This is a genomic window from Acinetobacter junii CIP 64.5 (assembly GCF_000368765.1).
Classification (GTDB): Bacteria; Pseudomonadota; Gammaproteobacteria; order Pseudomonadales; family Moraxellaceae; genus Acinetobacter; species Acinetobacter junii.
In genome coordinates, this window is the sequence record NZ_KB849655.1 from 964,255 (window position 1) to 979,364 (window position 15,110).

Here is a 15,110-nt window from a genome sequence, read left to right on the forward strand (position 1 = left end):
ACATGAAAACATCTAAATTTACTGATAGTCAAATTATATCCATCTTAAAACAGGCGGATCCTAGCAGACCTCTTACAGCCCTTTGTCTCGAACATGACATGAGTAATGCCATTCTTTTATAAATGGCGGGCCAAATATGGTGGTATGGATAAATCATTTATGGCAAAACTTAAAGAGCTAGAAGCCGAAAATACCAGACTTAAAAAGATGTATGCGGAAGAGCGATTAAAGGCCCAAATCATCCAGGAAGCGATGGCAATGAGTAGTACTGCTACGTAATGGTGAAGCCATCTTGCCAGCGTAAGATGGCACATCAGGCAGTTGCCCATCATGCATTAGTATTTGTTTGGCTTGTAAAGCATTTGGTATTAGTTAAACCTGCTACCGCTAGCAAGCCAAACTCAGCCATGACAATGCAATAATTGCTAAACAGCTCCTTGAACTTACTGAGAAAAATTCCGATTGGGGATTTGGTCTGTGCTTCTCATATTTACGGCATGTTAAGAGTTACTACTGTAATCACTAGCGGGTTACCGCATTTACTGCATATACTTTTATAAATCGTCCAGTAGTTCTTATTTTCAATCTACCCCTATCTCTTATTCACAATAGTCCATGATAAGTAAAGTTAAGATATTGAAGTGAATTTAGGTTAGTGAATAAAATTTCATATTTTTATTTTGAACACCAATCTTTTTTATAGTAAAAGTTAGATGTAGCATCGGAAACTATCACTACTGAGGCTTTAGATATGACAACTAGTAAGGCAATAGATGAAGATGATATAGATGAACATGATATTGCTACCGCAGCAGCTCATATACTTCGAGAAAGATTTATTACAGTTTCTCGTACGGAAACAGTATTTTATGTAAAGAATGATATTGTATGGAGTAAAGCTCCAAATGATAGCCCTGTTTTCATTAAACAATTATCTGGTCGTAACCTTGATCTTTCAAAAAAGTTCATTAGTCGCGGAACATTTAAATTTAAAAAACGGAATTAAACATTTTGCTATTTTAGTAAATTAAAGATTTTTATTTTAATTGAGCATTTATCTGATATTTAACTTCAGCCAACCATTTAAATGCTTCTTAGAAACTGCAAAAGAAATGTCTAAGTATAATTGGACTCTAAAAATCTATTTTGTTTATATGTTTACTTAATAGACCTCTTGCGAAAGTATCGTTTTGCCTAATTTTTGAATTGGCTAAAACCTTATTAAATGTAGCTTTAGACTGTTTAAATTTTGACTAACGCAAGAGGTCTAATGTTGATAAGAAGCCTAGGAAGGAAGAGTAAGCACATTAGTTTTTCCATCGTTCTTAATAATTAAATGAGGCAACATAACATCCTTAAAAAATCATAGGTAATAATTTCTGGATGATGCAAATCTATAGCTTAACCAATAAAAACTCAGGCTGCATTTGATGCACATAGTAATAAATGGACTCTTTTAACATCATATTTATGTTTCAAGTCATGTAGTAATTACTGTACTCGTACACAGAATTTTTTCCACTCTCTGGGTTAGGGATTGCTCCATTCCCTAAAGACTTTGGTAATGCGGTTATTTCTATTATTGGTGGTGTTTCAAAAAGTATGCTGAAAAAAACAATATGGCTTTTGATAAAATAGAGGTATGAAAATAACGCTACAAATCAAATGTCCTACCTGTCTAAGTAACAATATAAAGAGAAATGGCATCAAAGTAGATGGGAAACAAAACCATCAATGCAAAGATTGCAAACGTCAGTTTATTGGTGATCATGCATTAAGCTATCAAGGGTGTAACTCAGGTATTACCGGCAAGATATTACATTTAATGGTCAGAGGAAGCGGTGAGAGATATTGCTGAAGTCGAGCGTATCAGCATTGGCAAGGTATTACGAACCTTAAGTGAATCGATCTATCAGATTCAGCCTAAACAAAGCAACTACGAATGTCTTGAAGTCGATGAACTCTGGACTTTTGTAGGGAATAAGAAAAATAAACAATGGCTTATTTATGCCTACCATCGAGAATCTGGAGAAATTGTTGCTTATGTTTGGGGTAAGCGGGATTTAGCAACGGTTCAACGTCTTAAAGCTAGACTTAAAAAGCTTGGGGTTCAATATGCTCGAATTGCGAGTGATCATTGGGATAGTTTTATCACAGCATTTCAATGTTGCAAGCAAGTGATCGGTAAGTTTTTTACCGTCGGTATTGAAGGTAACAACTGTAGAATTCGTCATCGAATCAGGCGTGGATTTAGGAGAAGTTGCAACTTTTCTAAAAAGCTCGAAAATCATTTTAAAGCCTTTGATTTGACTTTCTTTTACCTTAATAACGGATTTGTTTAACGCCAGCATACTTTTTGAAACACCACCAAGATTTATACTTGGATATCGTTTTCTAAGTTTTGGTTCAATATAGTTTCGGAAATTTAAGGCTAGGCGTTTGTTTTCAATGAATTCACACTTAGTTTTTTTTAATTTTCCATTTAGACTGATGTAGGCATGAGCTTTTTCATTTTCACCTATTCCCACTTCTTCGAAGTGTAATCCGAAACTTGGAGACCAACCTTCACGAAAATTTTTGGGTAAATCACCATAATCTAAGAATGCTTCAATTGTATAAAGTTTTCTTAATTCTTCGTCCTTCATTGCCACTCCATGAACATTAGACTGATTCAATGATGTAATCTATACCTAGCGCCATTTTCCCTGACCAACTTTCTACAGTGTCTTTGGCTTTTATTATTTTAATGTATTGATCCCCATCTTCGGGATACATCTTAACCAACCTTACAAGTCATTAAAAGCTAAGATTGTAGTTAGCTTAAAAGCTTACTACAATCAATAAACTAAACCATTATTAGGTTTAAGATGATATATAATCAAAAAATAGCTTATAAAATTCATTATATTACTATTTTTGATTATATATTTACTAAGTACTTATAAAGTTTCATCCTAACCCTAAAAACAGAGAGAAACGTCGCGCGCTCTCCTATTCATAAAAAATCACTTTTATATCAGTATGTTGTGATCACTTTCACCCAAGACTGGATCGTTTTGCTTTTCATGGGAGAATGATTAAGGGCGCTAAAGTATCATCCTAATTTTCGCCCAGGCTCGAAATATACGGTAAATGGTGAAAATAAAAATTCATCCTTTTCCGATGTTGCCCGTTCCAACACGTAAGCAGTCAGTCAGAAAAAACACATAGATCCAATCCCTAGCGAGCATTGAGTTCTCTCATCCGTGCCAACTGCTCCAACCCTTGGACGCCCTAAATGCTTACCCAAAAAAATCAACACCTTCTTTTAAAAATACAATCAAAAATGACTCCCTTATATCCATTTAACCTAAACAGCCTTCCCCCCCAATGCACTAGCTAGGGCTCGTAGTTCGGCACAAGGCTGAAGTCGCTTGGCTGCTTCGCTGTGCAGATCCATGACCCACTTTCCATCAAACTCCCGGTTGTAGTTCCACAAGTATCTCGCGAGTCTTGCCTGCCCGCTCCACTAACAAGACCACAACATCTCCAACGTTCTTGTCGTCTAGCCGGGCCTGTAATGTGGTGACGTCGTCGACGGCGATACCGTCGATGCTGATAACGCGATCGCCGGGCACGATGCCGCCTGCGGTGACCTCGACGCCGACGAGCCCGGCCCTGTGCGCCACCGAGCCCGGCGTCACGCGCAATACGAATACGCCCTTACTACCGGTCAGTGCCTGCAGACGCGCGTTGAGCTGCTCATCCACCTCGATGCCCAGCGCCGGACGGATGTACTTGCCGGTCTTTATGAGTTGCGGCACCACGCGCATGACGGTATCCACTGGCACAGCGAAACCGATGCCAGCGGACGCACCCGAAGGGCTGTAGATGGCGGTGTTGATGCCGATCAGCCTCCCGGCCGAATCGAGCAGCGGGCCGCCGGAGTTGCCGGGGTTGATAGCGGCGTCGGTCTGGATCAGGTGATCGATGGCAGGCCCGCCCCCTTCGCCGTCGAGGGTGCGGTCGAGCGCCGAGACGATGCCGGTGGTGAGCGTCCAGTCCAATCCGAAGGGATTGCCGATAGCGAACACTTTCTGCCCGACCTTGAGGTCGGCACTGGTGCCCACCGGTACAGCGGGCGGGCGCTTGAAGCCGACGCCGATCTTGAGCACGGCGATGTCGTGCTCGGGGCTGGCGCCCACCAGCGCAGCCTGATAATCGCGACCGTCGGCCAGTTTGACCGTGGCAGACGATGCCCCCTGGATGACGTGGAAGTTGGTCACCACGTGGCCGGCATCGTCCCAGATGAAGCCGGAGCCGGTGCCGCGCGGCACGGAAAAGACATTGCGCGACCAGACGTCACGCACCAGTTGAGCCGTGGTGATGTAAACCACCGACCCGCGCGATTTCTCGAACAGTTGGATGGTGGTCTGCTCGTCTGCCGCCAGATCACCACGCGGTGTCACCGTTCGCTCGGCCGCTTCGCGCGGACTGAACCAGGCTTCGATGGCAGGCAAGAACTGCCACAGCAGCATGAGTGCGGCGATGCAGCCAGTGATGACGAGCCAGCGCCGGATGAATCGGTCCGGCGCCGGGCGGCTGTTGAGGTCGGGGTAGGTCATGCCATTCTCCTTGTTGAAATCAGCGCCAGACACCGCTGGCGCGCCAACGCGGTGGGCGTGGCGCCAAGGGGATGTCCGGCAGAAATGGGCTGGAATAAAGCGGTTGCGGTGCCATCGAATCAGCCAATTCCCGCAAGCGTTGGATGCGCTCTGTCGTCGCCGGATGCGTGCGCAACCAGGAGGGTTCCGGGTTGCCCCATCCGGGCAGCAGCCAGGCGCGACTCTCCCGCTCGATCTTGGCGAGCGCCAAAGCCAATCCCTGTGGGTCGCCGGTCAATTCGGCGGCGAGCCGGTCGGCGTCGAATTCGCGCACCCGCGACAAACCCAGTTGCGCCAGCAGCGCGAGCTGCGGCGAAACGACCAGCAACAGCAGCGCCGGCCACTGGATAGCGACTGTGCCCCACAGCAAGGCCGGCAGGCTGAAGAGGAGCATGATTTGCCCCAACAAGGCCAGAAGATGGGTGGGCCGGCTGATGGAATCGGCCAGGCCCATGACACGCAAATCCTCGTTCGCAATATGCGCGATTTCGTGGCCGAGCACGCCGGTCAACTCGCGGGGCGTGAGGCTACGCAGCAGACCATCGGTCAGCGCGATGGCCGCGTGATGCTTCGTACCGGTGGCGAAGGCGTTGACGACCCCGCTGGGCACGTAGTGCGGTACCGGCACGGCAGGCAACCCGGCCCGCACCGCCAGTTCGCGCAACACAGCCCAAAGATCGGGCGCTTCATTCGGGTGCAGAGGGCGTGCGCCATACAGCAGGCTGCCGGCGACGGCGGCAATCCCGAGCAGGGTCAGCACCAACAGCGCGGTTTGCAGGCGATTGAGCCAGCGATGCCGCGCGCCGGCAGCCTGCGCGTGGCGCCGATCACGATGGCTCATTTGGGCTTTCCCCGGCGGCCCGGTCATCGCGCTCGCGCAGCAGCCAGTAAGTCGCCCCGAGGGCCAGAATCGCGCCTGCGAGCGCCGCGATCTTGGCGGGGCTGGTCTCCGGGTCGAGGATCACGAACTTGCGCGCCAGGGCGATCAGCCCGATCAGGATCACCGTCTTGACCTGGATGATGCTATCGCGGCGCAAGGCCACCCGCACGATGGAATGCTTGAACTCCATGGCGATGAGCAGCGTCATGATCATGCCGAACACGGTCTGGAAGACCTTGTGATCGAGCGGATTGAACGCATCGATGACCAGCAGGCTGAAGACGATCGAGATCAGCTGCAGCAGCGAGACCACGATGATCACGGCAATGATTGCGGACAGCGCGAGCGCGATCACCTGTTCGAAGCGCTCGTAGAACGTCATCACTGCCCATTGGGCACGAAATGTTTTGATCGGGTCCGGTTGCTTTTCCTTCATCGCCATTCCTCTCAATTCTGAAATACTTGTGCGCCCACAATTTGGTTGCACCCTTGTCTTTTTGCCTGGTAGAGCGCGCTGTCCGCCTGCTGCATCACCCGCTCGGAAGAGTTTAATCAGACGTCAAGGGAGGCCACCCCCATGCTGGCGCTATAGCTGATCGACACCTCTCCACACACCACCGCTGTCGTCGCAACGTCCTGACGAAATCGCTCCGCCCATACTTGGGCGTCTTCAATCGATGCCGCTTCCAACAACATAGCGAATTCCCCCCCAATCCGGGCAGCCATGTCGGTTGCGCGAATGTGTTCCCTCAACCGTGCAGCAAAGTGCTTGAGCACCTCATCGCCGCACCCGTGTCCATATAGTAAGCACGCAAAAAAACCAATACAATACCGATATGAGTTATCCAATACATTTTAGAAAGAAAATATTAGCCAAGCTTGAAGAAGGCCAATCTATTCGAGCGGTTGCTCAGCACTTCGAAATTGATAAAAATACAATTGTCGAATGGAAAAAGCGAATTGAAATAAAAAGAACTCGACCAAGAAAACCATCTAAAGTTGATGATGATGCCTTACGTGCAGATGTTGAACAATATCCTGATGATTATCAATATGAACGCGCTGCTCGTTTTGGTTGTGGTACTTCTACAATTGGAGATGCGCTCAAGCGTCTAAATATCACAGTTAAAAAAAGACCTTACTGCACCCGAAAGCAAAAACAGAACTCAGAGAGCAGTATTTAAAAGATTTAAAGCGATTAAGGTATCAACACCCGATCATCTATCTTGATGAAAGTGGATTTAAATCTCATGAACATAGACCTCATGGTTATTCAAAACAGGGAAATCCTTGATGGAATATATAATTGGCAATTAAAAAATCAAACCAATGCAATAGGAGCAATCCATGAGGGTAAATTATTTGCAGTTGGTTTATTTGATAGCAAAGTAAATTCGGATGTATTTCATTTTTGGGTAGATAAGTTTTTATTACCAGAATTACCCTCGAATAGTGTAATTGTCATGGACAATGCAGCCTTCCATAAACGACAAGATATATAGTCAAATCATTATAAAACCAATACAATGGTGCAATGAGTTATTCAGAACATTTTAGACGCAAAATTTTAGCTAAGCTTGAAGAAGGTTATTCTATTCGAGCGGTAGCTGCACAATTTGAAATTAATAAAAATACCATTGTTGAATGGAAGAAACGTGTAGAGATTAAAAAAACTCGTGTACGTAAACCTTCTAAAATTAACGATGATGCTTTACGTGAAGATGTTGAAAAGTATCCTGATGCTTATCAATATGAACGTGCTGCACGTTTTAATTGTGGTGTTTCATCTATTGGTGCTGCATTAAAGCGCTTAAATATTACAGTGGCTTTGTTGCACAAAGGTTTGAAAGATTGAGCTACCCTAGAAGATCCAAATTTAAGATACAACTTGGGTATGAGGGCGACCTAATTCCGTAAATCTGTTAAGGACTGCTACACGTGCATGAATTTCATTGACTTGGCTTTGAAAGTTTCTTGCACTGAGTTTATCGCCTAATAACTTGATGCAATGCATCTTGGTTTCAACCAAACTGCGACGGTGATAGCCCGACCATTTTTTCCATAGTGTCCTGCTAAAACGTTTAACTGTTCGAAGTAATTCATTTCGCTCGAGCGAGCTACTCTTTGTATCTTTCCATGGTTTCGCATTTTTTCTTGGCGGAATCACTGCATGCGCTTGCCTATCTGCAATCACCTGACGGCATTGCTTGGTGTCAAACGGTTGATGCCGAACAGCCCATACAGCAGCGAACCGCCCAGCGGCAACAGCGCGATCAGCAGTACCCACAGCGTGGCCGATCGAGGGTCACGCTTGTAGATGACCGCGTGCCCCGCTGTGGGGATAGCGACCGCCAGCGACACGAGGGTGGCTGCCCATGTCAGCCCATTGGGGTCGGACACGACAGCCTCCCATCGCTCAAGATTCGCCGTCCGCTGACTTCTTCTTCTTGCGCGCAGGCTTGCTCGCGTCGCTCGGCGGCGCCTCAGCCACGTTCGCGGCATCGGGCTTTTCAGGCTCAGCCGGCTTCGCGGGTGGCTCCTGGCGCTCGAAGACCACCCGTTCGGCCTTGTCGTCCCAGCGGGCGCTGGCGTGATCGCCCTTGCCGATACCGCCACCCAGCATCTCGCGCGCCAGTGCCGTCTCCAGCTCGCTGCGGATCAGCCGCTTGAGCTCACGCGCGCCGAACTCGGGCTTGTAGCCTTCCTCCGAGAAGTGATCGATCAAGGTCTGATCGAAGGTCAGCGTCACGCCCTGGCTGGCGGCGTTGCGGGCCACACGATCGAGCTGCAGGCCGACGATATGGCGGATCTCCTCCTTGCCCAGCGCATGGAAGACGATGATCTCGTCGATGCGGTTGATGAACTCGGGTCGGAAGTGTCCGCGCAGCACGTCCATCACCTCGGACTTGGTCTTCTCGTATTCCTCGCCGGCGGCGCTACGGGCCTTCAGCCGACGCTGGATGATGTCCGAGCCCAAGTTCGAGGTGGCGATGATGATGGTATTGGTGAAATCCACCACCCGGCCCTTGCCGTCGGTGAGCCGCCCGTCGTCGAACACCTGCAGCAGGATGTTGTAGACGTCGGGGTGAGCCTTCTCGATCTCGTCCAGCAGCAACACGCTGTAGGGCTTGCGACGCACCTTCTCGGTGAGCTGGCCGCCCTCGTCATAGCCCACATAACCCGGAGGCGCGCCCACCAGGCGTGCCACGGTATGGCGTTCCCCGTACTCGGACATGTCGATGCGCAGCAGCGCACCTTCATCGCCATAGATGGACTCGGCCAGCGCCTTGGCGAGCTCGGTCTTGCCCACGCCGGTCGGCCCGAGGAACAGAAAAGTCGCCACCGGCTTGCTGCCTTCGCGCAGGCCCGCGCGCGACAACCGCACGGCATCGGCCACCGCGCGCACCGCTTCGTCCTGGCCCACCAGGCGCTCGTGCAGCCGCTGCTCCAGATGCAGCAGCTTCTCGCGTTCTTCCACCGTCAGCTCGTTGACCGGAATGCCGGTCAGGCGCGAGACGATCTGCGCGACATGCTCGGCCTTGACTTCGGCGCTGCCCGAGGCGCGCTCGCGCTCCCAATCTTCGATGAGCTTCTTGAGTTCGGCCTCTTTTGCCTCGATGCGCTTGCCCAGCTCGGCGGCCTTGTCGTACTGCTTGCGCGAGGCCATGTAGTCCTGCTCACGCCGCAACTGGTGCAGTTCGGACTCCAGCTCCTGCACCGCCACTGGGCGAGCCGTGGCCGACAGCTTCACGCGTGCGGCCGCCTGGTCAAGCAGGTCGATGGCCTTGTCAGGCAAAAAGCGCGCGGTGATGTAGCGGTCCGACAACTCGGCGGCGGCGATGATCGCATCCTCGGTGATGCTGACCTTGTGGTGCGCCTCGAAGGTGTCGCGCAGGCCGCGCAGGATCATCATGGTCTGCGCTACCGTCGGCTCGGGCACCATCACCGGCTGGAAGCGACGCTCCAGCGCGGCGTCCTTCTCGATGTACTTCTGATACTCGTTGAGCGTGGTGGCGCCGATCAGGTTCAGTTCGCCGCGCGCCATCATCGGCTTGAACACGTTGGCCACGTCCAGCCCGCCTTCGCCGCCACCCTGGCCGGCACCGACGATGGTGTGCACTTCATCGATGAAGAGAATCATCTCGCCCTGGTGCTCGGTCACTTCCTTGAGCACCTTCTGCACGCGCTCCTCGAACTCGCCGCGATACTTGGCGCCGGCCACCATGGCGTTGATGTTAAGTTCGACCAGACGCTTGTCGCGCAGCGTCTCGGGCACTTCACCGACGACCATCCGCTGCGCCAGCCCTTCGACAATGGCGGTCTTGCCGACGCCGGGCTCACCGATCAACACCGGGTTGTTTTTCTTGCGCCGGGCCAGCACCTCGATGGTGGTCTCGATCTCCTGCGCACGGCCGATGACTGGATCGAGTTTGCCCTCGCGCGCCATCTTGGTGAGGTCGCGCGAGTATTTATCCAGCTCGGGCGTGTTGGTCGGCGTCTCGGCGCGGCCATCCTCGGCCCCTTTGCCGACCACCTTGCTTACCTGCTGGCGCAGCGCTTGCGGCGTGAGGCCGTAACGGCGCAGCAGGTTGGCCGCCAAACCTTCGCCTTCCTCAGCGAGCCCGATCAGGAAATGCTCCGGACCGACATAGGAATGGCCGAGTTCATTGGAGGTCACGAAAGCGCGGCTGAGCGCATCCTTCACGCGCGGCGACACGCCGATCTCGCCCTCGAACGGCTTGTCTCCGCGCTTGGCCTCGGACTCGATCTGCCGCTTGAGGTCATCGACCTTGATCTTGAACTGACCCAGGATGGTCTTGACCACGTCGCTGTCGGCCAGCGCCAGCAGCAGATGTTCGGTATCCACCTCGGCGCGGCCAAATTCGGCAGCGTGTTTGGCGGCCTCCTGCAGCAGGGCTTCCGACTGTTCGCTGATGCGGCTGGCCAAACCACTGCCGCGACGGCGCGGCGCACCCGAACCTGCGGCGGCGAGCTCGCCGAACGAGGCATCGACCACGTCATCGGTATCGGCGGCCATCGGCGTCGCGTCGTCGCCGATGCGGAAGAAGTCACTGCCGAGGAAGTCCTCGAACAGGCCGCTGCGCGAGCCGAACAAGGCTTCCAGCGGCGAGACGGTACGCTTTTGCTGGCGCACCAGTTGACGGTAATGGTCGTCACACAACAGCATGGTGCTGTGACGACCGTTGAGATTGGCTTCCACCCGCACGGTGGCGGGTTGGCCGCAGACCTGGCATTGTTTTCTGACCATGCTGATGCTCCTGTAAAGATTGATCTGACGAGGCACCGCCGATCACGGTGCCTCATTTCTTTTTTGGTTTTTGAGAAAAACGCGCTGCCCCGCGTCAGCCGTTGATCGGGATCGAGCGCCCCTGCTTGGGCGTACTGGCCTCGCGCTTTTCCATCGTGATCGTGAGCACGCCGTTCTTGAAAGCGGCCTTGATCGTGTCCTGGTTGGCATCGGCCGGCAGGTTCAGAGCGCGCTGAAAGCTGCCGTAGGAGCGCTCCACCCGGTGGAAACCGCCGTCTTTCGTTTCCTGCTCCTGACGCTTTTCACCGCGCACCAGCAGCACGTCGTTGTCGAGCGTGATCTGGATGTCTTTTTCCTCGACGCCGGGTACTTCCAGGGCGATCTTGTACTGCTTGTCGGTCTCCTGGATGTCCAGCGCCGGCTTCAGCATACCCGGCCAGTCCGACGGCCAGCGTGGCATGGCCAGCGTCGGGAAACCGAAGCCTCGAAATGCGTCGTCGAATAGGCGGTCGATCTCGCGATGCAATTGCAGGATGGGACTGACGGGCCCACCCGCCACCTGCAGGTCATTGCGCTGCACCGGCAGCGAGGCAGTGCTCTGTTGTTCTTCCTGCTCCTTTTTGAACCAGTTCCAGGGAGCCAATTTCTTGAAATCAATGTCCATGTCACACCTCCAGAAGAAAAATTGAAGACTCTCGCTCACTCCGTTTGCCTGCGGCGAAGGACAGCGCGCCCAGACGACACGGAGTGTTCCGCTGACTTTGGCTGCTCATCTGTGCGTATCACCTCCTTCTTTCTGCCTGCTTGGATCTGATCATTGATCCATCGATCGATTTCACTTTGACGAAACCGCCACGTCCCGCCCACCTTGAAAGCCGGAATTTCCCCGTGCGCGGCGAGCCGATAAAGCGTCCGCTTGCCGACTTTCAAGTACGCTGCCAATTCATCGAGCGTGAAAATCACCTGTAGGTGCGCTTTCATTTCGCCCTCTCCAATCGCGTCGCTTTGCGGTTCCGGCCAAGGAAATCATTGCAAGACTTTGCTAGATATTGCGCTTACCAGGAAAAAATATCAAGAGTCAATAGACTTCCGTCATAAATCAACAAACATACAATTTATTTGATCTTAAATTAATCAGCAAAATTATTTAATTCAAGGGATAATTCTTGGATGAAATTCAAAGATATTCAAAAATTGGAGGTGTTTCAAAAAGTATGCTGGCGTTAAACAAATCCGTTATTAAGGTAAAAGAAAGTCAAATCAAAGGCTTTAAAATGATTTTCGAGCTTTTTAGAAAAGTTGCAACTTCTCCTAAATCCACGCCTGATTCGATGACGAATTCTACAGTTGTTACCTTCAATACCGACGGTAAAAAACTTACCGATCACTTGCTTGCAACATTGAAATGCTGTGATAAAACTATCCCAATGATCACTCGCAATTCGAGCATATTGAACCCCAAGCTTTTTAAGTCTAGCTTTAAGACGTTGAACCGTTGCTAAAACCCGCTTACCCCAAACATAAGCAACAATTTCTCCAGATTCTCGATGGTAGGCATAAATAAGCCATTGTTTATTTTTCTTATTCCCTACAAAAGTCCAGAGTTCATCGACTTCAAGACATTCGTAGTTGCTTTGTTTAGGCTGAATCTGATAGATCGATTCACTTAAGGTTCGTAATACCTTGCCAATGCTGATACGCTCGACTTCAGCAATATCTCTCACCGCTTCCTCTGACCATTAAATGTAATATCTTGCCGGTAATACCTGAGTTACACCCTTGATAGCTTAATGCATGATCACCAATAAACTGACGTTTGCAATCTTTGCATTGATGGTTTTGTTTCCCATCTACTTTGATGCCATTTCTCTTTATATTGTTACTTAGACAGGTAGGACATTTGATTTGTAGCGTTATTTTCATACCTCTATTTTATCAAAAGCCATATTGTTTTTTTCAGCATACTTTTTGAAACACCACCCAAATTTCAGGTGCTTTAACACAACGCGGTTGGCTGGATGTACCTTCACATGAGTGGATTTACCAGTACATTTATCAAAATAAATCAAAAGGCGGTAAACTTCATCTACACTTAAGGCATCAGAAGAAATATCGAAAACGGGGTTACAAAATCACGGATCATAGGGGTCAAATCATTGATAAAACAAGTATTCACTGCCGAGACCAGGTCATTGATCAACGACAACGTTTAGGAGATTTCGAAGGTGACACGGTGATTGGTAAACATCATAAAGGTGCTTTATTGACTCTCGTTGATCGAAAGAGCCTGTATGTACATATTGTTCATTTAGGGCCAACGAGAGTATCCTCTCAAACGATTACTTGTGCATTAGATCGTTTACAAATGAGCCATGCTTATAGGGTGACATTTGATAATGGCAAAGAATTTTCCGAACACAAAAGAATTACTGATGCTGGCATAGAGACGTATTTTGCAGATCCTTACAAGTCTATTCAGCGAGCTAGAAATGAAAATACGAATGGTTTAATCCGTCAATATCTGCCAAAATCATCATCGTTTGATGACGTGTCAAACGAACAAATAGAGCAGATAGAATTTGCACTCAACCATCGTCCTAGAAAAACACTAGGTTGGTATACACCGAGTAAAGTTATGGCTGGTTTTTATACTGTTGCACTCGCCGCTTGAATCCGCCTATCTATATAACAGAGTCTTAATCAATATTAAAATTCTTTTTACTTAACAACATATTTAAAATTTCTTTTGGAGTATATTTACTCCATCTTTTATCACTCTCGATAATATATGAATTAATAAACAGCTCTTCCTCCGAATCAACCCAACCATATGGAAGACTTTTTGAATATAACTCTACGTTATCACTCTTATCCAACTTATCAATTCTTGCTGATATTTCATACCTAAAAACATGGTTCTTTTTAAAATCAAATTTACTATCTGACAGCTTTTCCATTTTGTATAATTGTGAAGTTGCATTTTTAGCACAATAATTTAAAATATTAAATATAACTTCTAAATTATATTTTCCTATCATTCTAGAAATTTCATAATCAAATGCATTATCTTTCTTCCATGGAATGGAATTTTTTTCACAAACTAAACCTACCAACCTATAAATATCAAAAAATCTTTGATTTAAAATAAATTCTTCAATTTCTTTAACATCATTAATTGTTATATTGGCATTAATAATGTTTGAGTAAAGTTCAATCAACCAACTGTCTATATCATTATATTTTTCAGGTACAATAATCTCGCAATGATAATCAAAATTCAAATTTAAATAGTTTTTTATTTTATTTTTCAATTCATCATCAAATTCTTTTTGATTCCCCATAAGTAATGAGCGCAATTCAGCTTGTTTTAAATTACAAGAATGACAGCCTTCAATTTCTTTTATATATCCTTTTTCTATGATTTTTATTGCTAAAAATTGATCACCACTATAATTTAACGCATATAAAGGATTCCAATTTTTAAGAGGGCTATTTTTATAATTTTCAATTAAAAGGTATAAATAAATTTTCTCCAAATAACTCAATTCCAAAAATTCTAAATTTTCATTATTTAATATACATTCGTGTTCCTGAATTTCGACAATCAATTTTTTAACTTTCTTAAGATTTCTATTTTTTTTACAATCATAGCAAATTATATCTTCTCTTAATATTTTCAATTTTAAATTTTTAAAATTTGCTCTATTACAAAAAAACAAAATCAGCATAACAATTATTACAATCTTTTAATTTCTTTATAAGAAGTGAGCCTGCGTCTGCTACTCTCTCAGAAAGATCATCATAGCCTTCCAAATTAAATTTATTAATTAAAAATTTAGCCGTAAAAACGAAATCAAATTTTATTTCATCTACAAATTTCCAGTAATCCAACAAAAGTTCAGTATTACCATCTTGTTTTTCTATAACTTCTAAAATTTTTGTTTTCATTTTTCCCTTTAACTTATATTTGATATGTTCTTCAAAATAGTACATACATATAGTATATATACTATTTTAAATATCTATTAAAATTAAATAATTGACATTAAATAGTATAAAAAATAGGGTTATTTTGACGAATCAGCATTTTCCGAACGATCGCCTAAACTTGCTGCCCAATTTACTTTTTTAGTGATCTCAGGTCGCTCGTCATGCCAAAGCTATTTCAACTCGGCAACCAATAAATCATGTCCTGTACGAGTAATTAAATTCGATTTCATAGATAAAAATACGCTATTACAACATTCCACTTACAAGATTTAGCATTGTATTCCTTATTTGATCATCACCAAAGTGTATAAATTTTATTCTTTTTCAA

The 15,110-nt window shown here is 47.3% G+C and carries 16 protein-coding genes and 4 pseudogenes; 7 read left to right on the forward strand and 13 right to left on the reverse strand.

Annotated features, from left to right (window positions below; all coding sequences use genetic code 11):
- Positions 1-2: 2 nt before the first annotated feature.
- From F948_RS16110 to F948_RS16115, 3 genes and pseudogenes are all read left to right on the forward strand, one after another.
- Positions 3-523: pseudogene (locus F948_RS16110) on the forward strand (transposase); the annotation flags it as partial.
- Positions 524-751: 228 nt separating this feature from the next.
- On the forward strand, positions 752-1,006 hold the full coding sequence (locus F948_RS10215) for a hypothetical protein (RefSeq protein ID WP_004963450.1): 255 nt from the start codon (positions 752-754) through the stop codon (positions 1,004-1,006).
- A 636-nt stretch (positions 1,007-1,642) separates the two neighbouring features.
- Positions 1,643-2,342 (forward strand): IS1 family transposase gene (locus tag F948_RS16115; protein ID WP_415271139.1). Its coding sequence is split into 2 segments (ribosomal slippage): positions 1,643-1,845 and positions 1,844-2,342, totalling 702 coding nucleotides; the frame shifts between segments, so codons are not numbered across the junction.
- A 1,110-nt stretch (positions 2,343-3,452) separates the two neighbouring features.
- On the opposite strand, the gene F948_RS10225 is transcribed toward F948_RS16115, so the two are convergent.
- The 4 genes from F948_RS10225 to F948_RS16130 all read right to left on the reverse strand — a co-directional run bounded on the left by F948_RS10225 (position 3,453) and on the right by F948_RS16130 (position 6,372).
- Entirely contained in the window at positions 3,453-4,604 is a 1,152-nt protein-coding gene (locus F948_RS10225) for a S1C family serine protease (protein WP_004963463.1), read from the reverse strand.
- A 19-nt stretch (positions 4,605-4,623) separates the two neighbouring features.
- Positions 4,624-5,484 (reverse strand): zinc metalloprotease HtpX, encoded by an 861-nt coding sequence (locus F948_RS16120; protein WP_004963468.1) that lies wholly within the window; start codon positions 5,482-5,484, stop codon positions 4,624-4,626.
- On the reverse strand, positions 5,471-5,959 hold the full coding sequence (locus F948_RS16125; protein WP_004733151.1) for a phosphate-starvation-inducible PsiE family protein: 489 nt from the start codon (positions 5,957-5,959) through the stop codon (positions 5,471-5,473). Before F948_RS16125 ends, F948_RS16120 begins: the two co-directional genes overlap by 14 nt.
- 116 nt (positions 5,960-6,075) lie before the next feature.
- Complete coding sequence (locus tag F948_RS16130; protein ID WP_228128837.1) at positions 6,076-6,372, reverse strand: GGDEF domain-containing protein; 297 nt, start codon at positions 6,370-6,372, stop codon at positions 6,076-6,078.
- Here F948_RS16130 and F948_RS10245 point away from each other — a divergent pair.
- The 3 genes from F948_RS10245 to F948_RS10255 all read left to right on the forward strand — a co-directional run bounded on the left by F948_RS10245 (position 6,360) and on the right by F948_RS10255 (position 7,378).
- Positions 6,360-6,707 (forward strand): IS630 transposase-related protein, encoded by a 348-nt coding sequence (locus tag F948_RS10245; protein WP_004963471.1) that lies wholly within the window; start codon positions 6,360-6,362, stop codon positions 6,705-6,707. The genes F948_RS16130 and F948_RS10245 overlap by 13 nt on opposite strands.
- Before the next feature lie 66 nt (positions 6,708-6,773).
- Entirely contained in the window at positions 6,774-7,025 is a 252-nt protein-coding gene (locus F948_RS10250; RefSeq protein WP_004963474.1) for a transposase, read from the forward strand.
- 32 nt (positions 7,026-7,057) lie between these two features.
- Positions 7,058-7,378, forward strand: a complete 321-nt coding sequence (locus F948_RS10255; protein ID WP_004963478.1) for an IS630 transposase-related protein — start codon at positions 7,058-7,060, stop codon at positions 7,376-7,378.
- Positions 7,379-7,399: 21 nt separating this feature from the next.
- Here F948_RS10255 and F948_RS10260 read toward each other — a convergent pair.
- The 6 genes and pseudogenes from F948_RS10260 to F948_RS10280 all read right to left on the reverse strand — a co-directional run.
- Positions 7,400-7,741: pseudogene (locus F948_RS10260) on the reverse strand (transposase); the annotation flags it as partial.
- Positions 7,714-8,025 (reverse strand): PLDc N-terminal domain-containing protein, encoded by a 312-nt coding sequence (locus tag F948_RS16890; protein WP_249888003.1) that lies wholly within the window; start codon positions 8,023-8,025, stop codon positions 7,714-7,716. The pseudogene F948_RS10260 and the gene F948_RS16890, both read right to left, overlap by 28 nt.
- Complete coding sequence (gene clpK, locus F948_RS10265; RefSeq protein WP_004963481.1) at positions 7,940-10,792, reverse strand: heat shock survival AAA family ATPase ClpK; 2,853 nt, start codon at positions 10,790-10,792, stop codon at positions 7,940-7,942. Before clpK ends, F948_RS16890 begins: the two co-directional genes overlap by 86 nt.
- 94 nt (positions 10,793-10,886) lie before the next feature.
- Positions 10,887-11,456 carry an Hsp20/alpha crystallin family protein gene (locus tag F948_RS10270; protein ID WP_004963483.1) on the reverse strand — a complete coding sequence of 190 codons (570 nt, stop codon included), beginning with the start codon at positions 11,454-11,456 and terminating at the stop codon, positions 10,887-10,889.
- A 35-nt stretch (positions 11,457-11,491) separates the two neighbouring features.
- Positions 11,492-11,773 (reverse strand): helix-turn-helix domain-containing protein, encoded by a 282-nt coding sequence (locus F948_RS10275; protein WP_017397315.1) that lies wholly within the window; start codon positions 11,771-11,773, stop codon positions 11,492-11,494.
- Between the two features lie 242 nt (positions 11,774-12,015).
- A protein-coding gene (locus tag F948_RS10280; protein ID WP_430732244.1) for an IS1 family transposase occupies positions 12,016-12,715 on the reverse strand; the annotation gives its coding sequence in 2 pieces (ribosomal slippage) (positions 12,016-12,514 and positions 12,513-12,715; 702 coding nt in all).
- Positions 12,716-12,773: 58 nt separating this feature from the next.
- Here F948_RS10280 and F948_RS10285 point away from each other — a divergent pair.
- A pseudogene (locus F948_RS10285) lies at positions 12,774-13,463 on the forward strand (IS30 family transposase); the annotation flags it as partial.
- 25 nt (positions 13,464-13,488) lie between these two features.
- On the opposite strand, the gene F948_RS10290 reads toward F948_RS10285, so the two are convergent.
- The 3 genes and pseudogenes from F948_RS10290 to F948_RS16140 form a co-directional block, all read right to left on the reverse strand.
- Positions 13,489-14,520: a hypothetical protein gene (locus tag F948_RS10290; protein WP_004963490.1), complete on the reverse strand. Its 1,032-nt coding sequence runs from the start codon at positions 14,518-14,520 to the stop codon at positions 13,489-13,491.
- Positions 14,498-14,740, reverse strand: coding sequence for a hypothetical protein (locus F948_RS10295; protein WP_004963492.1), 243 nt, complete (start codon positions 14,738-14,740; stop codon positions 14,498-14,500). Before F948_RS10295 ends, F948_RS10290 begins: the two co-directional genes overlap by 23 nt.
- Positions 14,741-14,871: 131 nt before the next feature.
- Positions 14,872-15,012 (reverse strand): annotated as a pseudogene (locus F948_RS16140) (transcription elongation factor GreAB); the annotation flags it as partial.
- Positions 15,013-15,110: the final 98 nt, after the last annotated feature.

Excerpts from the sequence above, each read along its gene's own strand:
- F948_RS10215 (WP_004963450.1), top strand. The coding sequence starts at position 752 with ATGACAACTAGTAAGGCAATAGATGAAGATGATATAGATGAACATGAT.
- F948_RS10225 (WP_004963463.1), bottom strand. The coding sequence starts at position 4,604 with ATGACCTACCCCGACCTCAACAGCCGCCCGGCGCCGGACCGATTCATC.
- F948_RS16120 (WP_004963468.1), bottom strand. The coding sequence starts at position 5,484 with ATGAGCCATCGTGATCGGCGCCACGCGCAGGCTGCCGGCGCGCGGCAT.
- F948_RS16125 (WP_004733151.1), bottom strand. The coding sequence starts at position 5,959 with ATGAAGGAAAAGCAACCGGACCCGATCAAAACATTTCGTGCCCAATGG.
- F948_RS10245 (WP_004963471.1), top strand. The coding sequence starts at position 6,360 with ATGAGTTATCCAATACATTTTAGAAAGAAAATATTAGCCAAGCTTGAA.
- F948_RS10250 (WP_004963474.1), top strand. The coding sequence starts at position 6,774 with ATGAACATAGACCTCATGGTTATTCAAAACAGGGAAATCCTTGATGGA.
- F948_RS10255 (WP_004963478.1), top strand. The coding sequence starts at position 7,058 with ATGAGTTATTCAGAACATTTTAGACGCAAAATTTTAGCTAAGCTTGAA.
- F948_RS16890 (WP_249888003.1), bottom strand. The coding sequence starts at position 8,025 with ATGCCGCGAACGTGGCTGAGGCGCCGCCGAGCGACGCGAGCAAGCCTG.
- clpK (WP_004963481.1), bottom strand. The coding sequence starts at position 10,792 with ATGGTCAGAAAACAATGCCAGGTCTGCGGCCAACCCGCCACCGTGCGG.
- F948_RS10270 (WP_004963483.1), bottom strand. The coding sequence starts at position 11,456 with ATGGACATTGATTTCAAGAAATTGGCTCCCTGGAACTGGTTCAAAAAG.
- F948_RS10275 (WP_017397315.1), bottom strand. The coding sequence starts at position 11,773 with ATGAAAGCGCACCTACAGGTGATTTTCACGCTCGATGAATTGGCAGCG.
- F948_RS10290 (WP_004963490.1), bottom strand. The coding sequence starts at position 14,520 with ATGCTGATTTTGTTTTTTTGTAATAGAGCAAATTTTAAAAATTTAAAA.
- F948_RS10295 (WP_004963492.1), bottom strand. The coding sequence starts at position 14,740 with ATGAAAACAAAAATTTTAGAAGTTATAGAAAAACAAGATGGTAATACT.